General features: G+C 45.3%; 17 protein-coding genes and 1 pseudogene. 16 read left to right on the forward strand and 2 right to left on the reverse strand.

Annotated features, from left to right (window positions below; all coding sequences use genetic code 11):
* Positions 1-36: 36 nt before the first annotated feature.
* Together yhcR and srtA are read left to right on the forward strand one after the other, a co-directional pair.
* Positions 37-3690 carry an endonuclease YhcR gene (yhcR, locus tag MKX38_RS04950; protein ID WP_339188827.1) on the forward strand — a complete coding sequence of 1218 codons (3654 nt, stop codon included), beginning with the start codon at positions 37-39 and terminating at the stop codon, positions 3688-3690.
* The gene (srtA, locus tag MKX38_RS04955) at positions 3687-4283 is read left to right on the forward strand and encodes a sortase SrtA (RefSeq protein ID WP_046160371.1); all 597 of its coding nucleotides are present in this window, start codon (positions 3687-3689) and stop codon (positions 4281-4283) included. Before yhcR ends, srtA begins: the two co-directional genes overlap by 4 nt.
* A gap of 29 nt (positions 4284-4312) precedes the next feature.
* Here the strand turns inward: srtA and MKX38_RS04960 are convergent, their stop codons facing one another.
* Positions 4313-5221 carry an RluA family pseudouridine synthase gene (locus tag MKX38_RS04960; RefSeq protein ID WP_088325491.1) on the reverse strand — a complete coding sequence of 303 codons (909 nt, stop codon included), beginning with the start codon at positions 5219-5221 and terminating at the stop codon, positions 4313-4315.
* 110 nt (positions 5222-5331) lie between these two features.
* On the opposite strand from MKX38_RS04960, the gene MKX38_RS04965 reads away from it, so the two are divergent.
* From MKX38_RS04965 to yhdA, 14 genes and pseudogenes are all read left to right on the forward strand, one after another.
* Entirely contained in the window at positions 5332-5727 is a 396-nt protein-coding gene (locus MKX38_RS04965) for a YhcU family protein (RefSeq protein WP_003233401.1), read from the forward strand.
* A gap of 136 nt (positions 5728-5863) precedes the next feature.
* Positions 5864-6286, forward strand: coding sequence for a CBS domain-containing protein (locus MKX38_RS04970; protein ID WP_003245462.1), 423 nt, complete (start codon positions 5864-5866; stop codon positions 6284-6286).
* Positions 6287-6413: 127 nt separating this feature from the next.
* A complete protein-coding gene (locus MKX38_RS04975; protein WP_032730435.1) occupies positions 6414-7076 on the forward strand; it encodes an HAD family hydrolase in 663 nt (220 codons plus the stop codon).
* Positions 7077-7091: 15 nt separating this feature from the next.
* Positions 7092-8633 carry a bifunctional GNAT family N-acetyltransferase/carbon-nitrogen hydrolase family protein gene (locus MKX38_RS04980; protein ID WP_003245514.1) on the forward strand — a complete coding sequence of 514 codons (1542 nt, stop codon included), beginning with the start codon at positions 7092-7094 and terminating at the stop codon, positions 8631-8633.
* A 181-nt stretch (positions 8634-8814) separates the two neighbouring features.
* Positions 8815-8904: pseudogene (locus MKX38_RS04985) on the forward strand (hypothetical protein); the annotation flags it as partial.
* A gap of 152 nt (positions 8905-9056) precedes the next feature.
* Complete coding sequence (locus tag MKX38_RS04990; protein WP_339188829.1) at positions 9057-10409, forward strand: aspartate aminotransferase family protein; 1353 nt, start codon at positions 9057-9059, stop codon at positions 10407-10409.
* 27 nt (positions 10410-10436) lie between these two features.
* Positions 10437-11015: a glycerol uptake operon antiterminator GlpP gene (gene glpP / locus MKX38_RS04995; RefSeq protein WP_101169435.1), complete on the forward strand. Its 579-nt coding sequence runs from the start codon at positions 10437-10439 to the stop codon at positions 11013-11015.
* Positions 11016-11193: 178 nt separating this feature from the next.
* Positions 11194-12018: a glycerol uptake facilitator protein GlpF gene (glpF, locus tag MKX38_RS05000; protein WP_003233386.1), complete on the forward strand. Its 825-nt coding sequence runs from the start codon at positions 11194-11196 to the stop codon at positions 12016-12018.
* Between the two features lie 18 nt (positions 12019-12036).
* Positions 12037-13527: a glycerol kinase GlpK gene (glpK, locus tag MKX38_RS05005; RefSeq protein WP_077670555.1), complete on the forward strand. Its 1491-nt coding sequence runs from the start codon at positions 12037-12039 to the stop codon at positions 13525-13527.
* Between the two features lie 140 nt (positions 13528-13667).
* Entirely contained in the window at positions 13668-15335 is a 1668-nt protein-coding gene (glpD, locus tag MKX38_RS05010; RefSeq protein WP_015715569.1) for a glycerol-3-phosphate dehydrogenase, read from the forward strand.
* A gap of 131 nt (positions 15336-15466) precedes the next feature.
* The gene (gene pgcA / locus MKX38_RS05015) at positions 15467-17212 is read left to right on the forward strand and encodes a phosphoglucomutase (protein ID WP_021479677.1); all 1746 of its coding nucleotides are present in this window, start codon (positions 15467-15469) and stop codon (positions 17210-17212) included.
* Between the two features lie 147 nt (positions 17213-17359).
* Positions 17360-18499 carry a two-component system sensor histidine kinase YhcY gene (gene yhcY, locus MKX38_RS05020; RefSeq protein WP_032721229.1) on the forward strand — a complete coding sequence of 380 codons (1140 nt, stop codon included), beginning with the start codon at positions 17360-17362 and terminating at the stop codon, positions 18497-18499.
* Positions 18496-19143 carry a two-component system response regulator YhcZ gene (gene yhcZ, locus MKX38_RS05025; RefSeq protein ID WP_015252479.1) on the forward strand — a complete coding sequence of 216 codons (648 nt, stop codon included), beginning with the start codon at positions 18496-18498 and terminating at the stop codon, positions 19141-19143. The genes yhcY and yhcZ overlap by 4 nt, the downstream gene beginning before the upstream one ends.
* Complete coding sequence (yhdA, locus tag MKX38_RS05030; RefSeq protein WP_015715573.1) at positions 19140-19664, forward strand: FMN-dependent NADPH-azoreductase; 525 nt, start codon at positions 19140-19142, stop codon at positions 19662-19664. The genes yhcZ and yhdA overlap by 4 nt, the downstream gene beginning before the upstream one ends.
* Before the next feature lie 14 nt (positions 19665-19678).
* Here the strand turns inward: yhdA and MKX38_RS05035 are convergent, their stop codons facing one another.
* Complete coding sequence (locus MKX38_RS05035; RefSeq protein WP_003233373.1) at positions 19679-19921, reverse strand: YhdB family protein; 243 nt, start codon at positions 19919-19921, stop codon at positions 19679-19681.
* Positions 19922-19977: the final 56 nt, after the last annotated feature.

Genomic DNA, 19977 nt, shown 5'->3' on the forward strand with positions numbered 1-19977 from the left:
CTGCCGTGTATTATGCAGAAGCCTGAAAGGAATTATATGCTGTCTGTCGAAATGATAAGCAGACAAAATCGTTGTCATTATGTGTATAAGGGAGGAAATATGATGAGGGGTATTCTGCATATTGTGTTGATCACGGCATTAATGTTCTTAAATGTAATGTACACGTGCGAAGCTGTAAAAGCAGCTGAACCGCAACAGCCTATATCGATTGAGAAGGCAATACAGCAAAAAGAAGGACAGGCGCTTGTCGAAGGATATGCAGTCGGCCAGGCTGTTTCCCCGCAGCATTATAAGCTGACAAGCCCTTTTTCAAATGATTATAATGTCGCGCTGGCAGACCGTAAAAACGAGACATCGCCCGAACACATCCTTCCTGTGCAAATCCCCTCCGCCTTCAGAAGCCAATTTGGGCTGCAAACCAATCCGCTTCTTCTTGGGAAAAAGATAACGGTTCAAGGAAAGCTTGAAAATTACTTTAACACGACAGGACTTAAAAACGTTCAGTCGATGAACGTAACCGATGACACGAAAACTCCGCCGGCTGAACAGCAAGTGACCATAAATGAAGCACGGGGAAGGCTGAATGAAGAAGTAACGATAAAAGGGATCATTACAGCTGATCAAAACGCAATCGGAGGCGGGAAGCTGTCGACCTTTTTGCAAGATGAAACCGGAGGCATTAACATTTATTCGCCATCCCCTGAACAATTTCCCGAATTAAAAGAGGGTATGGATGTCACGGTGACAGGGAAAATCACGTCTTACCAGGGGCTGAAAGAAATCGTTCCAAACTCATCAGGCATCAAAATCAACCAGTCAAATCAATCCCTCCCCGCCCCCAAACACTTAACAATCAATGAACTTATTAACGGCAGCCTAGGTGATCAGTATGAAGGACGCCTTGTGAAACTAACCGCTTTTGTTTCCTCAATTCCAAGTTCTCCTGCCGGCGGCGGTTACAATGTAACAATGATTGATGACGACCATCATGCAATGACGCTCCGGGTTATGAATGAAACAGGGGTGATAAACGAGCTTGATGAGGGCAAATGGTATGAATTTACCGGTGTGTTAAGCAGATACCAAACCTTTCAGCTGCTTCCGCGAAAATCGGCTGACCTGAAGCTGCTTGAAGAGCAGCCCGCACCTCCGTCTGCAGAGGGAGAATATGAAGGGATTGTTGACCGGGTAGTTGACGGCGATACCATTCATCTTAAATCTCCGGTACTTGGAACGACAAAAATCCGGTTTGTAAATGTAGATACACCCGAAACATATCACACACCAAAAAATGACGCAGATGAAAATCAATTAAGATTTGGCAAAAAAGCATCTGACTATCTAAAAACGGTTCTGTCCCCGGGTGATAAAATTACTGTCAAGGTCGGGAGTGAAGCCAAGGACAGCTATGGCAGATTGCTCGGACAAGTCATAACCGAATCAGGTTCAAACGTGAACTTAGAGCTTGTAAAAAACGGCTATGCTCCGACGTATTTTATTTGGCCGGTTGACAATGAAGAGGATTATCAGCAATTTCAGGCCGCAGTAGCCGCTGCAAAAAAAGATCAAAAAGGAATTTGGAATGAAAACGATCCCCTCATGGAAATGCCGTTTGAATTCAGAGCCAGAGAGCAAGGGAAAGGCCTGACAAGATATGTGGGGGACTCGTCGAATAAAACATATGTGCAGCCAGCTGACTGGAAGAAGATAGCTGTGGAAAACAGAATTTTCTTCGCCTCAGCAAGTGAAGCGGAGAGCGCGGGATATAAAAAAAGGCAAACGGCACCTCAAGAACATGTGCCGCTTAGAATTCTCAGCATGAATGATTTGCATGGCAAAATCGATCAGCAATATGAGCTTGATCTTGATGGAAATGGAACTGTAGACGGCACGTTTGGACGCATGGATTATGCCGCCGCATATTTAAAAGAAAAAAAGGCTGAAAAGAAAAACTCGCTGATTGTGCACGCGGGAGATATGATCGGCGGAAGCTCTCCAGTTTCCTCTCTTCTTCAGGATGAACCGACTGTAGAACTGATGGAGGACATCGGATTTGATGTCGGAACCGTGGGAAACCACGAATTTGATGAAGGCACGGATGAACTGCTGAGGATCTTAAATGGCGGTGATCATCCGAAAGGCACAAGCGGATATGATGGACAGAACTTTCCCCTTGTATGTGCCAATTGTAAAATGAAATCAACTGGAGAGCCCTTTTTACCGGCTTATGACATCATAAATGTGGAGGGCGTACCCGTTGCTTTTATCGGAGTTGTCACACAGTCGGCAACTGGCATGGTTATGCCTGAAGGAATAAAAAATATCGAGTTTACAGATGAAGCAACAGCGGTGAATAAGGCGGCCAAAGAGCTGAAGAAAAAAGGCGTGAAGGCCATCGCGGTTCTCGCACATATGTCAGCTGAACAAAACGGCAACGCCATTACCGGTGAGTCTGCTGATCTTGCAAACAAAACAGATTCTGAAATTGACGTGATTTTTGCCGCGCATAATCATCAAGTTGTTAACGGTGAAGTGAATGGAAAACTGATTGTTCAAGCGTTTGAATATGGAAAAGCGATAGGTGTCGTTGATGTAGAGATCGATAAAACGACAAAAGACATTGTCAAAAAGTCCGCGGAAATCGTATATGTTGATCAAAGTAAAATTGAACCGGATGTCAGCGCGTCAGCCATTTTAAAGAAATACGAAACAATTGCGGAACCGATTATCAGCGAGGTAATCGGCGAAGCCGCTGTTGATATGGAAGGGGGGTATTCAAATGATGGCGATACACCTCTTGGAAACCTGATTGCGGATGGTATGAGAGCTGCCATGAAAACGGATTTTGCCCTTATGAATGGCGGCGGCATACGTGAAGCGCTGAAGAAGGGCCCGATTACGTGGGGAGATCTTTACAATATTCAGCCATTTGGAAATGTGTTAACGAAGCTTGAGATTAAAGGAAAAGATTTAAGAGAGATTATCAATGCTCAAATCTCGCCGGTTTTTGGGCCTGACTACAGCATCAGCGGGTTTACGTATACGTGGGATAAAGAAACCGGAAAAGCAGTTGATATGAAAATGGCAGATGGCACCGAGATCCAGCCCGATGCCACATATACATTGACCGTCAACAACTTTATGGCGACGGCGACAGGAACCAAATATCAGCCAATCGGACTGCTGGGAAAAAATCCGGTGACTGGGCCAGAGGATTTGGAAGCGACAGTTGAGTACGTGAAGAGTTTTGATGAGCCAATTGCGTATACAAAAGAGGGAAGAATTAAGCTCGCTGCAGCCAGTGATATTGAAGACCCTGTAACAGAAGACCCGGTCACGGAAGAGCCTGGAGATGACCCGGGGACGGAGCATCCAATGAAAGAGGTTCCAGAGCCTGATGTGGATTTGCCTGATATAAAAGAGACTCCGGGCACAGCACCGGTTCATCAGCTGCCGCCTTCAGCCATTTCGAGATTCAATGAAATACCAATCAACAACACAAAAACCGCTGATACCGCTAATAGCATCAGCACATTGCCGTTACAAACCGAGACTGCGGAAAGCGGGTCTGATCATCAGCTTCCGGATACGTCAGCGGGCTACTATAACTTTATGGTAATCGGTGCGGCGGTGACATTGTCAGGAACTTATCTATATGTCAGAAGAAAAAGGAGCGCCTCCAGAACGTGAAAAAAATTATTCCACTATTCATCATTGCTGCCGGCCTAGTGATCGCAGGCTATGGAGGCTTTAAATTGATCGATACGAATATGAAAACGGAACAGACACTAAAAGAAGCAAAACTGGCTGCTGAAAAGCCGCAGGAACTTTTGGGGACGAAAAATAGCACAGATCAAGCAAAGAACAAAGCATCATTTAAGCCTGAGACCGGCCAAGCGAGCGGCATTTTGGAAATACCGAAAATCAATGCAGAGCTTCCGATCGTGGAGGGCACCGATGCTGATGATTTAGAAAAAGGTGTCGGGCATTACAAGGACAGCTATTATCCTGATGAAAACGGACAAATTGTGCTGTCAGGGCATCGGGATACCGTGTTTCGCCGGACGGGAGAGCTGGAAAAGGGGGATCGGCTCCGCATTCTCCTGTCATATGGAGAATTCACATATGAAATTGTAAAAACAAAAATTGTCGATAAGGATGACACATCAATTATCACGCTCCAGCATGAAAAGGAAGAGCTGATTCTGACGACCTGCTATCCGTTTTCATACGTCGGAAATGCCCCGAAGCGCTATATTATATATGGAAAACGAGTGACTTAAAGAGCCGAGGCAGTGCCTGCGGCTTTTCTTCATGAAAAATATGTGCGGCAAAGGTTTTTCATATCAGCAGGGAAAGGGGCTTCAGCAACTATGAGCTCGTCTGTTATCGGGTGAACCGCTTGTACTTTATTGGCGTGCAGTGCCTGCCTGTTTAGCAGCTTGCTCCCGCCTCCGTAAAGCGAGTCTCCTGTCAACGGATGTCCGATGCTCGCCATATGAACACGGATTTGGTGTGTTCTGCCTGTTTCCAGCTCTAATTCAACGAGCGACAGCCGTTCTTTCACATTGCTGGCCATTACCTTGAAATGAGTGACGGCTGTTTGCCCGCCTGGTGAAACCCGGCGTCTTGTCGGGTGTGACCGGTCTCTGCCGATTGGTGAATTAATTGTCCCTTTTTTCGTTCGTAGCTTACCTTCAGCGATGGCGGTATACGTACGCTTCAGCGTCTTTTTCTCTAACTGCTGGTCTAAGATGGCGTGTGCCAAACGATGCTTGGCAAAAACGATAGCGCCAGATGTATCCTGATCAAGACGATGGACGTGGCGCACCTTACATGTTTCGCCATTTATCTGATAATGATAAGCGATCAAATTAGCCAGTGTGCCGGTTTGCCCATCCTCATTCGGATGCGTCGCAATGCCAGCGGGTTTATTGACGATGAGCATATGATTGTCCTCATATAAAATATCAAGCTCGCCATACTCCGGAATGACCGAAGATGCTTCACTTTCCTGAAGATCAATGAAGACGCGGTCTCCCTTTTTTACAATCATATTGTTTAAGACCGATTCGTGATTGACCTTTATCTGTTGATGGGACATCCAGTCTTGTATCACTGGTTTAGAAGCTTTGAGCGCTGTTTTGAGTACGGAAAACAGCCATTGGCCGTCCTGTTTTTCATTGATGAGGATCTCAAGCCCTCTGCCTTTTTGGTTCATGTTAAATGGCTCCTTTTCGAAGCGGAAGGCTGCTGTTTCTCATAGGAAACACTTACCTTAGCTTTCGCGTTTTTTTCTGTGCTATTCTTGAGTAAGACTTAGGATATTCGATGGCAAGAAAGGTGATTGACGTGAGAATTGTGAACGCAGCAACTGCAGAACAGGAGAGCTTTATCAAGGAGCTGTCTATGGAGCTGATCCATGATGTATTTCCTCTTTATTTCTCCGAACTGGACATTCAGCGCTTTAAAAAGAAAGGCGTTCTGTCTTTAAATAACCATTATTACCAAGGAACATTAAAAGAAGCATTTCAAATTATGGCTTGTCTGCAAATGATACATATTATCCTGACCAAGCCTTCACCGCACTCTGATTTGAGTGATCAGGCGATTTTTGAAAAAAACAGCAAGATGCTGAATGATTTTGGGATTTATTTTCCGTTTGCTTTTTCTGACTTTCAAAAGAAGACTAACAAAGCCTTTTTCGGTCAAAGAAGGCTGATATAATCATGCGGCAAGGGCTTTTCTATTTTTAGAAAAGCTCTTTTTGTATCAGAGAAATCATATCATAAAACCTTTCCTCTAACTCCCTTTTTAAACGGCTCGTGTCTGAACATACTAATGATTGAAAGGGGTGCTGACAATGAGTTCAGTTAAAGATACAATGACAACGCAGGTGGCAACCGTTTCTCCGAATCAAACGATTCAGGAAGCGGCTTCTCTAATGAAACAGCATAACGTCGGGGCGATCCCCGTTGTAGAGCAAGGTGTTTTAAAAGGAATGCTGACTGACCGTGACATTGCATTAAGAACTACAGCTCAGGGCCGTGATGGCCAGACACCCGTTTCAGAAGTGATGTCAACAGAACTCGTATCAGGAAACCCCAATATGAGTCTGGAAGACGCGTCGCAGCTGATGGCCCAGCACCAAATCCGCCGCCTTCCTATTGTAGATCAAAACAATCTAGTCGGGATCGTTGCGCTTGGAGACCTGGCAGTCAATCAGATGTCGAACGAGTCTGCGGGATCAGCGCTGACAAACATTTCTCACCAAAATATTCATTAATAAGAAAGAGCTTGCAGTGTGCAGGCTCTTTCTTCACATAAAACCTTACTTTTTGAAAGCAGACTTGTTTCGGGGTATAGTTGAGTGTATACATATGTCTCAATTCGGACTAAAGGAGTTGTACCCAGTGATTAAAGCGTTAATTTTTGATTTTGACGGGCTTATTCTAGATACAGAAACACACGAATATGAAGTTCTTCAGGAAATATTTGAAGAGCACGGCTCAGTGCTGCCGCTATCTGTCTGGGGGAAGGTCATCGGAACTGCTGCGGGTTTCCGGCCTTTTGACTATTTAGAAGAGCAGATCGGGAAAAAGCTGAACCATGAAGAGCTCACACAATTGAGAAGAGAGCGGTTTGCCAAACGCATGGAATCAGAAAAAGCGAGACCTGGTGTCGAAGCGTATTTGAATGCGGCAAAGGATTTAGGCTTAAAAATAGGCCTTGCCTCCAGCTCTGATTATAAATGGGTGTCCGGCCATTTGAAGCAAATCGGCCTGTTTGATGATTTTGAAGTTATTCAAACGGCTGATGATGTGGAAGAGGTGAAGCCGAATCCTGAACTCTATTTATTGGCGGCAAAGAACCTCGGGGTATCGCCAGCGGAATGTCTCGCGTTTGAGGATTCTGTCAATGGTTCGATTGCTGCGAAACGCGCAGGAATGAAGTGTGTCATTGTCCCGAATAAAGTAACGGGCACCTTGATGTTTGAAGACTATGATCACAGGCTTGAATCAATGGCGGAAATGGAGCTCGCCCTATTGCTTGATCATCTGAACTCACAAAACTAGAAAGGAGCGAGTAGGTTGTCTGAGAAATTAGATTTGACCCGGTTTGAAAAGAAAATGGTGATCCGCAATATCGAAGAGAAAGACATCGACAAGATTATCGATCTTCAAAAGGACTGCTTTCCAGGAATGGAGCCTTGGAAGCGGGAGCATTTAATCAGCCATTTGGAGCATTTTCCGGAAGGACAGTTTTGTGCAGAATTCGAAGGTGAAATTATCGGTTCGTGCTCAAGTCTCCTGATTAACTTTGATGAATATGATGACCGCCATACGTGGCAGGACATTACAGATGACGGTTATATCACCAACCATAATCCTGACGGCTTGAATATGTACGGAATTGAAGTCATGGTGCACCCGAAATACAGACGAATGAAGATCGGCCACCGTTTGTACGAGGCGAGAAAGGACTTAGCCAGACGCTTAAACCTGAAAAGCATCATCATAGGCGGACGGATTCCAAACTATCACAAATATGCAGAGGAAATGACAGCGAGAGAGTATGTTGAACAGGTGACACGCCACCAAATTTACGATCCGGTTCTTTCTTTTCAGCTGATGAACGGCTTTACCCTTATGCGAATTAACCCGAACTATCTCCCGGATGATACAGCTTCGATCAAGTATGCGACGCTGATGGAATGGAATAATGTCGATTATCTACCGCAGCAGACAAAACGCTATTATAAATCGGCGTTCCCTGTTAGAATTTGTGTGATCCAATACGAAATGAAGAAAATTTATTCCTTTGAGGAATTTGCGAATCAAGTAGAATACTATGTCGATGTTGCTTCCGACGCAAGATCTGATTTTGCGGTGTTCCCGGAAATTTTTACAACCCAGCTGATGTCCTTCCTTGAGGAACGGTCACCGAGCTTGGCGGTGCAGAGAATTACCGAGTATACAGAAGATTACATCAGCCTGTTTACTGACTTGGCTGTGAAGTATAACGTCAACATTATCGGCGGATCTCATTTCGTCGAAGAGGAAGGCAAGATCTATAATATCGCTTACCTGTTCAGACGGGACGGAACGATCGAGAAGCAATACAAACTCCATATTACGCCGAATGAACGCAAATGGTGGGGGATCAGCGCAGGAGACCAAGTTCGCGTGTTTGATACGGACTGCGGGAAAATCGCGATCCAGATCTGTTATGACATTGAATTTCCTGAGCTTGCCCGGATTGCGGCTGATAAAGGAGCCAAAATTATCTTTACGCCATTTTGTACAGAAGACCGTCAAGGCTATCTGCGTGTCAGATACTGTTCGCAGGCTAGAGCGGTTGAAAATCAAATTTATACGGTTATCTCTGGAACGGTCGGAAACCTTCCGCAAACGGAAAACATGGATATCCAATACGCCCAGTCAGGCATCTTTGCTCCGTCTGATTTTGAATTCGCTCGTGACGGGATTGTCGGCGAAACAAACCCGAATATTGAAATGGTCGTCATCGGCGATGTTGACCTGGAAATTCTCAGAAGACAGCGCCAAAACGGTACAGTGCGCCAGCTAAAAGACAGACGGCGTGATATTTACCATATTCAATATAAAAAATAACCCGAAAAAACCCGCCTGAATTGGCGGGTTTTTTAAAACAAAAGCGGAATTGTTTAGGTGCTATCTTTAAAATAAAAGTAGGTATAGTGGAGGTGCCTTATGGAGTTTCTGTATTTTCGCCATTTCCTATATCATACAGAAAACGGCTAGGCTTCACGTTGCTATTGCTATGGCTGTCCAAGTTGTTTCGAGTGCGACCTTTATCAGTACGATGCTGAGCATTGTCACTTTGCCTGTTTTGCTTTGGAAGCTGCATCCTCTTTTTTCTTGAGAATGGAGAATGGGGATGTTTTATTATTTACGCGGTTTATTGACTCTGACCCGGTCTGGCTTTATATTGAAGGCAGGGAAATCATCACCAAGACATCACATAAAGAGAAGGTCTGTTTCAATTGAATTGGCATTATAGGGAACGCTAATGAAATGGAGATGATGGGGATGGAAAACATTCAGCAAAATCAGGGATTAAAGCAAAAAGATGAGCAATTTGTGTGGCATGCCATGAAGGGAGCGCATCAAGCGGACAGCCTGATAGCCCAGAAGGCCGAGGGGGCCTGGGTAACCGACATAGACGGACGCCGCTATTTGGATGCGATGTCCGGTTTGTGGTGCGTCAACATTGGTTACGGCAGAAAGGAGCTTGCGGAGGCTGCCTATGAGCAACTAAAGGAACTGTCTTACTACCCGTTAACGCAAAGTCACGCACCCGCAATTCAACTGGCGGAAAAGCTGAATGAATGGCTTGGCGGCGATTATGTTATCTTTTTTTCCAACAGCGGATCGGAAGCAAACGAAACTGCTTTTAAAATTGCCCGCCAGTACCATCTGCAAAACGGCGACCACAGCCGTTATAAATTCATCTCAAGATATCGGGCATACCACGGCAATACATTGGGAGCGCTCTCAGCTACCGGACAGGCGCAGCGGAAATATAAATACGAGCCTTTGAGCCAAGGGTTCCTGCATGCAGCTCCGCCAGATATATACCGGAATCCTGATGATGCAGACACGCTTGAAAGCGCAAATGAAATCGACCGCATCATGACATGGGAATTAAGCGAAACGATTGCCGGGGTCATTATGGAGCCCATCATTACAGGCGGAGGCATCCTAATGCCGCCGGACGGATATATGAAGAAGGTGGAGGACATTTGCCGGCGCCACGGAGCCCTTTTGATTTGCGATGAAGTGATCTGCGGGTTTGGACGGACAGGTGAGCCGTTCGGGTTTATGCACTACGGTGTGAAGCCTGATATCATTACGATGGCAAAGGGAATCACAAGCGCGTATCTGCCATTGTCAGCGACTGCTGTGAAACGGGACATTTTCGAAGTGTATCAGGGGGAAGCTCCTTATGACCGTTTCCGCCACGTAAACACGTTCGGCGGAAGCCCGGCTGCCTGTGCTTTGGCGTTGAAAAACCTGAAAATTATGGAGGACGAACAGCTGATTCAGCGATCCCGCGATCTTGGAGCAAAGCTTTTAGGTGAGCTCCAAGCTCTGAGAGAACACCCGGCAGTCGGGGATGTTAGAGGAAAAGGGCTGCTGATCGGAATCGAACTCGTCAAAGATAAATTAACTAAAGAGCCGGCTGATGCCGCCAAAGTAAACCAAGTGGTTGCGGCGTGCAAAGAAAAAGGGCTGATCATCGGCAAAAACGGCGATACAGTCGCCGGCTACAACAACGTCATCCAGCTTGCGCCGCCATTTTGCCTGACAGAAGAGGACCTTTCCTTTATCGTGAAAACGGTGAAAGAAAGCTTTCAAACGATATAATATAAAAGTGATTTATTAAAGGAGCACATGATGAGTTTTCACAACCAGCCGATCTTACCGGCTATTCGCAATATGAAGCAATTTGATGAGTTTTTGAACAGTTCGTTCTCTTACGGTGTTATTCTTGATATTCATCTCGGCCAGCTGAAGGGCGTGATCAAAGAAGCGCAAAAGCACGGAAAGAACATGATGGTGCACGTCGATCTCATTCAAGGGATTAAGCATGACGAATACGGTGCGGAATTTATATGTCAGGATATCAAGCCCGCTGGGATTATTTCCACAAGATCGAACGTGATTGCCAAAGCGAAGCAGAAGAAAATTTATGCCATTCAGCGCCTGTTTTTGCTTGATACAAGCGCGATGGAGAAAAGCATGGAGTTTATCGGCAAGCATAAGCCTGACTTCATCGAAGTGCTTCCCGGCATCGTTCCGTCACTCATTCAGGAAATAAAAGAGAAAACAGGGATTCCCATCTTTGCCGGGGGTTTCATCCGTACGGAAGAGGATGTAGAGCAGGCATTGAAAGCGGGGGCTGTAGCTGTCACAACATCTAATACCAAATTGTGGAAAAAATATGAAAACTTTTTGACGGAAAATGATTGACACCGCTTTCATGCACTGATACAATTGCACTAGGTTAATACATTGTGATGGAGAACTCGGAGACCACAGCAGCTCTTTACGGCAAATGTTTATGCACCCGTAAAGCGGTTTGTTGTGGTTTTTTTATTCTTTTCTTCTCTATCATGCTTTTTAATCGTGACTTTAGGAGGAATGTGCTATGACAGCATTTTGGGGAGAAGTCATCGGTACGATGCTGCTTATCATTTTTGGTGCAGGTGTTTGTGCAGGTGTCAATTTAAAGAAATCGCTTTCATTCCAGTCTGGCTGGATTGTTGTTGTATTTGGATGGGGATTGGGTGTTGCCATGGCGGCATACGCGGTTGGCGGCATCAGCGGTGCCCATTTGAATCCGGCGCTAACGATAGCGCTTGCATTTGTAGGAGATTTTCCTTGGAAAGAGGTTCCGGTTTATATTGCGGCGCAAATGATCGGAGCGATCATCGGTGCGGTGATTATTTATCTGCATTACCTCCCGCACTGGAAGTCAACGGATGATCCCGCTGCCAAGCTGGGTGTTTTCTCAACAGGGCCCAGCATTCCGCATACATTTGCAAACGTTTTAAGCGAAGTGATTGGGACATTTGTCCTTGTGCTTGGAATCTTGGCCATTGGGGCAAATCAATTTACAGAAGGACTTAATCCTTTAATCGTCGGTTTCCTCATTGTAGCAATCGGTATTTCTCTGGGAGGAACCACCGGCTATGCTATCAATCCTGCACGTGACTTAGGTCCGCGGATAGCCCACGCTTTTCTTCCGATTCCGGGGAAGGGCTCATCAAACTGGAAATACGCATGGGTTCCGGTAGTCGGCCCGATTTTAGGCGGATCATTCGGCGGCGTATTTTACAACGCTGCATTTAAAGGGCACATCACAAGCAGCTTCTGGATTGTAAGCGTTATATTGGTTGTGGTATTGTTAGGACTCTATGTTTATACGAAATCACATTCTGCTAAAACATTATCAAATTCAAAATATATTTAATCAAAGGGGAGACATCTTATGGAAACGTACATTTTATCCTTAGATCAGGGGACGACAAGTTCAAGAGCGATTCTGTTTAATAAAGAAGGCAAAATCGTTCACTCTGCTCAAAAGGAATTTACACAATACTTCCCGCATCCTGGCTGGGTTGAGCATAATGCCAATGAAATTTGGGGCTCTGTCCTCGCGGTTATCGCCTCAGTCATCTCTGAATCAGGAATCAGCGCTTCTCAAATTGCCGGCATCGGCATCACGAACCAGCGCGAGACGACGGTTGTGTGGGATAAAGATACAGGAAGTCCTGTCTATAATGCAATCGTTTGGCAGTCCAGACAGACGTCCGGCATTTGTGAGGAACTTCGTGAAAAAGGATATAATGATAAATTCAGAGAAAAAACTGGGCTTTTAATCGATCCATACTTCTCCGGCACGAAGGTGAAGTGGATTTTAGACAATGTGGAAGGCGCAAGAGAAAAAGCGGAAAAAGGCGAGCTGCTGTTTGGAACGATTGATACGTGGCTCATTTGGAAAATGTCAGGCGGAAAAGCGCATGTGACCGATTACTCCAATGCCTCAAGAACACTGATGTTTAATATTTACGATTTAAAATGGGACGATGAACTGCTCGACATTCTAGGCGTACCGAAATCCATGCTCCCTGAAGTGAAGCCGTCTTCCCATGTGTATGCGGAGACTGTTGATTATCACTTCTTCGGAAAAAATATCCCGATTGCTGGAGCGGCAGGCGACCAGCAGTCCGCGCTGTTCGGTCAGGCATGCTTTGAAGAAGGCATGGGGAAAAACACATACGGCACAGGATGTTTCATGCTGATGAATACCGGGGAAAAAGCAATTAAGTCCGAACATGGGCTTTTGACAACAATTGCTTGGGGCATTGACGGAAAAGTGAACTATGCGTTAGAAGGAAGCATTTTTGTCGCTGGCTCTGCCATCCAATGGCTTAGAGACGGATTGAGAATGTTCCAGGACTCTTCGCTTAGCGAAGCTTATGCAGAGAAAGTGGATTCAACTGACGGCGTGTATGTTGTTCCGGCCTTTGTCGGACTGGGAACGCCTTACTGGGACAGCGATGTGCGCGGTTCGGTTTTCGGCCTGACAAGAGGGACAACAAAAGAGCACTTTATCCGTGCGACACTGGAGTCATTGGCTTATCAGACAAAAGATGTGCTTGACGCAATGGAAGCAGATTCAAACATTTCATTAAAGACGCTCCGTGTAGACGGAGGAGCTGTAAAAAACAATTTCCTGATGCAGTTCCAAGGAGACCTGTTGAATGTTCCTGTGGAGCGCCCGGAAATTAATGAAACGACTGCACTTGGCGCGGCTTATTTGGCAGGTATCGCTGTGGGATTCTGGAAGGACCGTTCTGAAATCGCGAACCAGTGGAATCTGGATAAACGGTTTGAACCTGAATTAGAAGAAGAAAAACGAAATGAGCTGTATAAAGGCTGGCAAAAAGCCGTAAAAGCAGCTATGGCTTTTAAATAAAGTAATACTATGGTATAATGGTTACAAGTTAATAAGAACGGTCCTGAGATGAGGAGAGACCACAGCACCAAAGTGTAAGCATGCACTTTGGCTGTTGTGGTCTCTTTTTCTATTTACCGTGACAACAAGGAGGAGACGTAATGATGAAACATCAATTTTCAAGTCTTGAAAGAGATCGCATGCTGACAGACATGACGAAAAAAACATATGACCTATTTATTATCGGAGGAGGAATTACAGGAGCCGGAACAGCTCTTGACGCGGCATCAAGGGGAATGAAGGTCGCACTAAGCGAAATGCAGGACTTTGCGGCGGGAACATCTAGCCGATCAACGAAGCTGGTACATGGCGGCTTGCGCTATTTAAAACAATTTGAAGTGAAAATGGTCGCTGAGGTAGGAAAAGAGCGGGCGATTGTGTATGAAAACGGCCCGCATGTCACTACACCGGAATGGATGCTGCTTCCGTTTCATAAAGGCGGCACATTCGGTTCATTTACAACATCTATCGGGTTAAGGGTTTATGACTTCCTTGCAGGTGTGAAAAAGTCAGAACGAAGAAGCATGCTTTCAGCAAAAGAAACGCTGCAAAAAGAGCCTTTGGTAAAAAAAGACGGCTTAAAAGGCGGCGGGTACTATGTGGAATACCGCACTGACGATGCGAGACTGACCATCGAAGTCATGAAGGAAGCGGTGAAATTCGGGGCAGAGCCTGTGAATTACTCCAAAGTGAAGGAGCTTCTTTACGAAAAAGGCAAAGCCGTCGGCGTATTAATTGAAGATGTGCTGACAAAGAAAGAATATAAAGTGTATGCGAAAAAAATTGTCAATGCTACAGGCCCTTGGGTCGATCAGCTCAGAGAAAAAGACCATTCGAAAAACGGAAAGCATTTGCAGCATACAAAAGGCATTCACCTTGTATTTGACCAGTCTGTCTTTCCGCTGAAACAGGCTGTATATTTCGATACACCTGATGGACGGATGGTATTTGCGATTCCTCGTGAAGGCAAAACATACGTGGGAACAACAGACACTGTTTACAAAGAGGCGCTGGAGCATCCGCGGATGACAACGGAGGATCGTGATTATGTCATCAATTCAATCAATTACATGTTCCCGGAACTGAATATCACTGCGAATGACATCGAATCCAGCTGGGCGGGGCTGCGTCCGCTGATTCATGAAGAAGGCAAAGATCCTTCTGAAATTTCACGGAAAGACGAGATTTGGACATCTGACTCAGGCCTGATCACCATTGCCGGCGGAAAACTGACTGGATACAGAAAAATGGCGGAGCACATCGTTGATCTTGTCCGTGATCGCTTAAAAGAAGAGGGCGAAAAGGATTTTGGACCATGTAAAACGAAAAACATGCCAATCTCTGGCGGGCATGTCGGCGGTTCGAAAAATCTCATGTCCTTCGTTACCGCGAAAACAAAAGAAGGAATTGCAGCCGGTTTATCAGAAAAAGACGCAAAACAGCTTGCGATCAGATACGGCTCTAACGTAGATCGCGTCTTTGACCGGGTAGAAGCGCTGAAAGATGAGGCCGCGAAACGCAACATTCCGGTTCATATTCTTGCTGAGGCAGAATACAGTATAGAAGAAGAGATGACTGCAACCCCTGCTGACTTCTTCGTCCGCAGAACGGGACGTTTATTTTTTGATATCAATTGGGTAAGAACATATAAAGATGCCGTTATTGATTTTATGAGCGAGCGATTCCAATGGGATGAGCAGGCGAAAAACAAACATACAGAAAACCTCAACAAGCTTTTACACGATGCGGTCGTACCGCTTGAGCAATAAATCATAACGGGCTGTCTGCAGCCCGTTATTTCTTTTTACGTGCCGAAAGGGCCAGATCTCAGGTTATCAAGTGACAGAGGCACCCGCTTCATATAAAATAATGGCATAAGCTGATACATAGGAGGACGAATATGACTTGGAGAAAGAGCTATGAACGCTGGAAACAGACAGAACATTTAGATCCGGAATTAAAAGAGCGCCTTATTGAATTAGAGGGAGATGAACAGGCCCTTGAGGACTGTTTCTATAAAGACCTTGAATTCGGTACCGGCGGAATGCGCGGGGAAATCGGCGCCGGGACAAATCGGATGAATATTTACACTGTGCGCAAAGCATCGGCCGGGTTTGCGGCATACATCTCGAAGCAAGGTGAGGAAGCGAAAAAACGGGGCGTTGTCATTGCTTATGATTCCCGCCATAAATCTCCGGAGTTCGCGATGGAAGCGGCAAAAACACTTGCGACACAAGGCATACAAACATACGTGTTTGATGAGCTTCGCCCGACGCCAGAGCTGTCATTCGCTGTCAGACAGCTGAATGCTTATGGTGGAATTGTGGTAACGGCAAGCCATAACCCGCCTGAATATAACGGCTACAAAGTATACGGGGATGATGGCGGCCAGTTGCCTCCAAAGGAAGCGGACATCGTCATTGAGCAGGTAAACGCGATTGAAAATGAGCTGACGATCACAGTGGACGAAGAAAATAAGTTAAAAGAAAAAGGCTTAATCAAAATCATCGGTGAAGATATTGATAAAGTTTATACAGAAAAACTGACGTCCATTTCTGTACATCCTGAATTATCGGAAGAAGTAGATGTAAAGGTTGTTTTCACACCGCTGCATGGAACTGCAAATAAACCGGTCAGACGCGGTCTTGAAGCACTCGGCTACAAAAATGTAACGGTTGTCAAAGAACAGGAACTGCCGGATTCAAACTTCTCCACTGTTACATCGCCGAACCCGGAAGAGCATGCGGCATTCGAATATGCCATTAAGCTTGGGGAGGAGCAGAATGCAGATATTCTCATCGCGACAGATCCTGATGCTGACCGCCTCGGCATCGCGGTGAAAAACGATCAAGGCAAATATACAGTGCTGACAGGAAACCAAACCGGAGCGCTGCTGCTTCATTACCTGCTTTCTGAAAAGAAAAAACAAGGCATCCTGCCTGATAACGGTGTTGTTCTCAAAACGATCGTCACAAGCGAAATCGGCCGTGCTGTAGCTTCTTCATTCGGCCTTGATACGATTGATACGCTGACAGGCTTTAAGTTTATCGGTGAAAAGATTAAGGAATACGAGGCATCAGGCCAGTATACCTTCCAATTCGGTTATGAAGAGAGCTACGGTTATTTAATCGGGGATTTTGCCCGCGATAAGGACGCCATTCAGGCTGCGCTTTTGGCAGTTGAAGTTTGCGCGTTCTATAAAAAACAGGGAATGTCTTTGTATGAGGCGCTCATCAATCTCTTTAACGAATATGGTTTTTATCGTGAAGGGCTGAAATCCCTGACGCTGAAAGGCAAACAAGGAGCAGAGCAAATTGAAGCGATTCTTGCTTCCTTCAGACAAAATCCGCCGCAGAAAATGGCGGGCAAACAGGTTGTCACAGCAGAAGATTACGCTGTAAGCAAACGGACGCTTCTGACTGAAAATAAAGAAGAAGCCATCGACTTGCCAAAATCAAATGTACTGAAATACTTCCTGGAAGACGGGTCTTGGTTCTGTCTTCGTCCTTCTGGAACTGAGCCGAAGGTTAAATTTTATTTCGCCGTAAAAGGGTCATCTTTGGAAGACAGTGAAAAGCGACTTGCCGTCCTTTCTGAAGATGTAATGAAGACGGTGGATGAAATTGTTGAGTCGACAGCAAAATAATTCAAGTATGAGCTGGGTCATTGTAAATGATCCGGCTTTTTCTTTTCTCATCCAAAAGTCTGAAAGAAAATCATCCTACAAGTGAAGTAATGAAATACAAAAAACTGGTATAATCTTAAATACAAGATCAATGCCGGAGTGAGAAACGTGAGCAAAACGAGGATGGAAAAATTAAAAACGCTGAAAACGATTGCGGAAACCTTAAATCAAGGGCACGATATCAAAGCAACACTGGATGAAGTTTTAAAAGAGTTGCTGAGTCTGACAAATCTTCAATCCGGATGGATTTTTCTGATCGAAGAAGATGGGTCTTATACGTTAGCGGCCGACGCTTATCTGCCCCCGGCTTTAAGCCGCAAGGAAAAAGTGCTGATGTGCGAAGGGGAGTGTTACTGCCTGACGAAATTCAATAACGGAGGGCTTAGAAAGGCTGCAAATATCATGAACTGCAAACGCATCGAATCAGCAGAAAACCTGCATTGTTTTGACACAGAAGGGATTACGCATCATGCAACTGTGCCTTTAGAAGACGGGGACAGAAGATTCGGATTGTTAAATGTAGCGGCGGCCGGAAAAACCATGTTTGATGAGGAAGAGCTGCATTTACTCGAGTCTGTCGCCTTTCAGATCGGAACGGCAATCCAGCGTATGAGGCTTTCTGAATATCAACAAAAAAATGCTCTTTTAATGGAGCGTAACCGCCTCGCTCAGGAGCTTCACGATTCAGTCAATCAAATGCTGTTTTCCGTCAGTTTAACTGCCAAAGCTGCGAAGACACTAACAAAAGATGAAAATTTACAGCAGATGATTGATTTCATCCAAAACCTATCACAGGACGCGCTCGCAGAAATGAAAGCGTTAATTTGGCAGCTTCGCCCCGGAGGATTGGAAAAAGGGCTGGCTGAAGCCATTAAAAGCTATGGTGCGCTCATTGGATTGAAGATCATTTTTACACAAAAAGGCTGTCCTGTTCTGACTGATGAGCAGGAGCATATGCTATGGCGTGTCGTACAGGAAGCTTTAAATAACTGCAAAAAGCATGCCGGAACGGATACGGCGTATGTTAGTCTGACTGCTTCTTTGTGCCATGCGGAGCTGGATATCATCGATCATGGGGCAGGATTTCGCTATGAAGCGCATGCCGATCTGCCTTCACTTGGCATCAAGGGTATGAAAGAACGAGCGGAAAAAGCCGGAGCTAAGTTTTGGATTGAGTCAGCGCTTGGAACAGGAACAAAGCTGTCCATCAGGCTTCCGCTAACAAGCCGAAAAGGAGGGGCGGTATGAAAATTGTCATTGCTGATGATCATCATGTTGTCAGAAAGGGTCTGCGTTTTTTCTTTGCCACCCAGGATGATATTGAAGTCGTCGGAGAAGCTGCAACTGGATTAGAAGCTCTCCGTGTCATCGAAGAGACAAAGCCGGATCTTGTGCTAATGGATTTGTCTATGCCCGAGATGGACGGCATTCAAGCCATTAAAAAAGCAATACAGCAATTTCCGGATACGAATATCATTGTGCTGACGAGCTACTCTGATCAGGAGCACGTCATCCCCGCGCTTCAGGCAGGCGCGAAGGCGTATCAATTAAAGGATACGGAGCCCGAGGAATTGGTGAAAACACTAAGACAAGTGCATGCTGGCGAATACAAGCTTTCTACAGCTATTATGCCCCATGTGCTGACACATATGAAAAATCAGCACGACCCGGAAAAAGAAAAATACTATCAATTAACAAGAAGGGAAAAAGACGTTCTGACTGAAATAGCAAACGGGAAAAGCAATAAAGAAATCGCAGCAGCCTTGTTTATTTCAGAAAAAACAGTAAAAACCCATGTATCGAATCTTTTAGCAAAACTTGAAGTGGCCGACCGCACGCAAGCAGCGCTTTTCGCAGTGAAATATAACCTGAATGGAGAGATCTCGAAATGAACATGTTAGTTATAAATGGCACGCCTAGAAAACATGGCAGAACAAGAATTGCAGCATCCTATATTTCAGCTCTGTATCACACGGATTTGATTGATCTAAGCGAGTTTGTATTGCCCGTTTTTAACGGTGAAGCGGAACAATCTGAACTGTTGAAAGTACAGGAGCTTAAGCAACGCGTTACGAAAGCGGATGCGATTGTATTATTATCGCCTGAATATCACAGCGGCATGAGCGGCGCTTTAAAAAATGCCTTGGATTTTCTAAGCAGCGAACAATTCAAATATAAGCCCGTTGCATTATTGGCAGTAGCGGGAGGCGGAAAAGGCGGCATCAATGCGCTGAACAATATGAGAACTGTGATGCGGGGTGTCTACGCCAATGTCATTCCGAAGCAGCTGGTGCTTGATCCGGTGCATATTGATGTTGAAAATGCTACAGTGGCTGAAAACATTAAGGAAAGCATAAAAGAGCTTGTCGAAGAACTCAGCATGTTCGCAAAAGCAGGAAATCCCGGCGTTTAAACGCCGGGATTTGTTTATGTGAGAAGGGCTATTTGATCTTCATAAGTCAGCTCTGTGGCATGATCAATATATCGGAGAAGGGAATACAGCATCTTTTCTAAAACGGCGTAATCCTGTTCAAAATGATACGCATGCAGAAAATGCTCAATTCGTTTTGATAACAAATCGTCCTCTGTACGCACCATTAAAATTAATAAATTATCCCATTGAGAACGATGGGTGTAATAAAGCGCTTTATCGTAATCGGCATAATCCATGAATCGCTTCTCCTTTCTTGGGTGAGAAGTTCATGATTAGTTTATGCCGCATCCTC

Origin of the sequence: Bacillus sp. FSL M8-0025 (assembly GCF_037975475.1) — a bacterium.
In the GTDB taxonomy this organism is placed as follows: Bacteria; Bacillota; Bacilli; order Bacillales; family Bacillaceae; genus Bacillus; species Bacillus subtilis.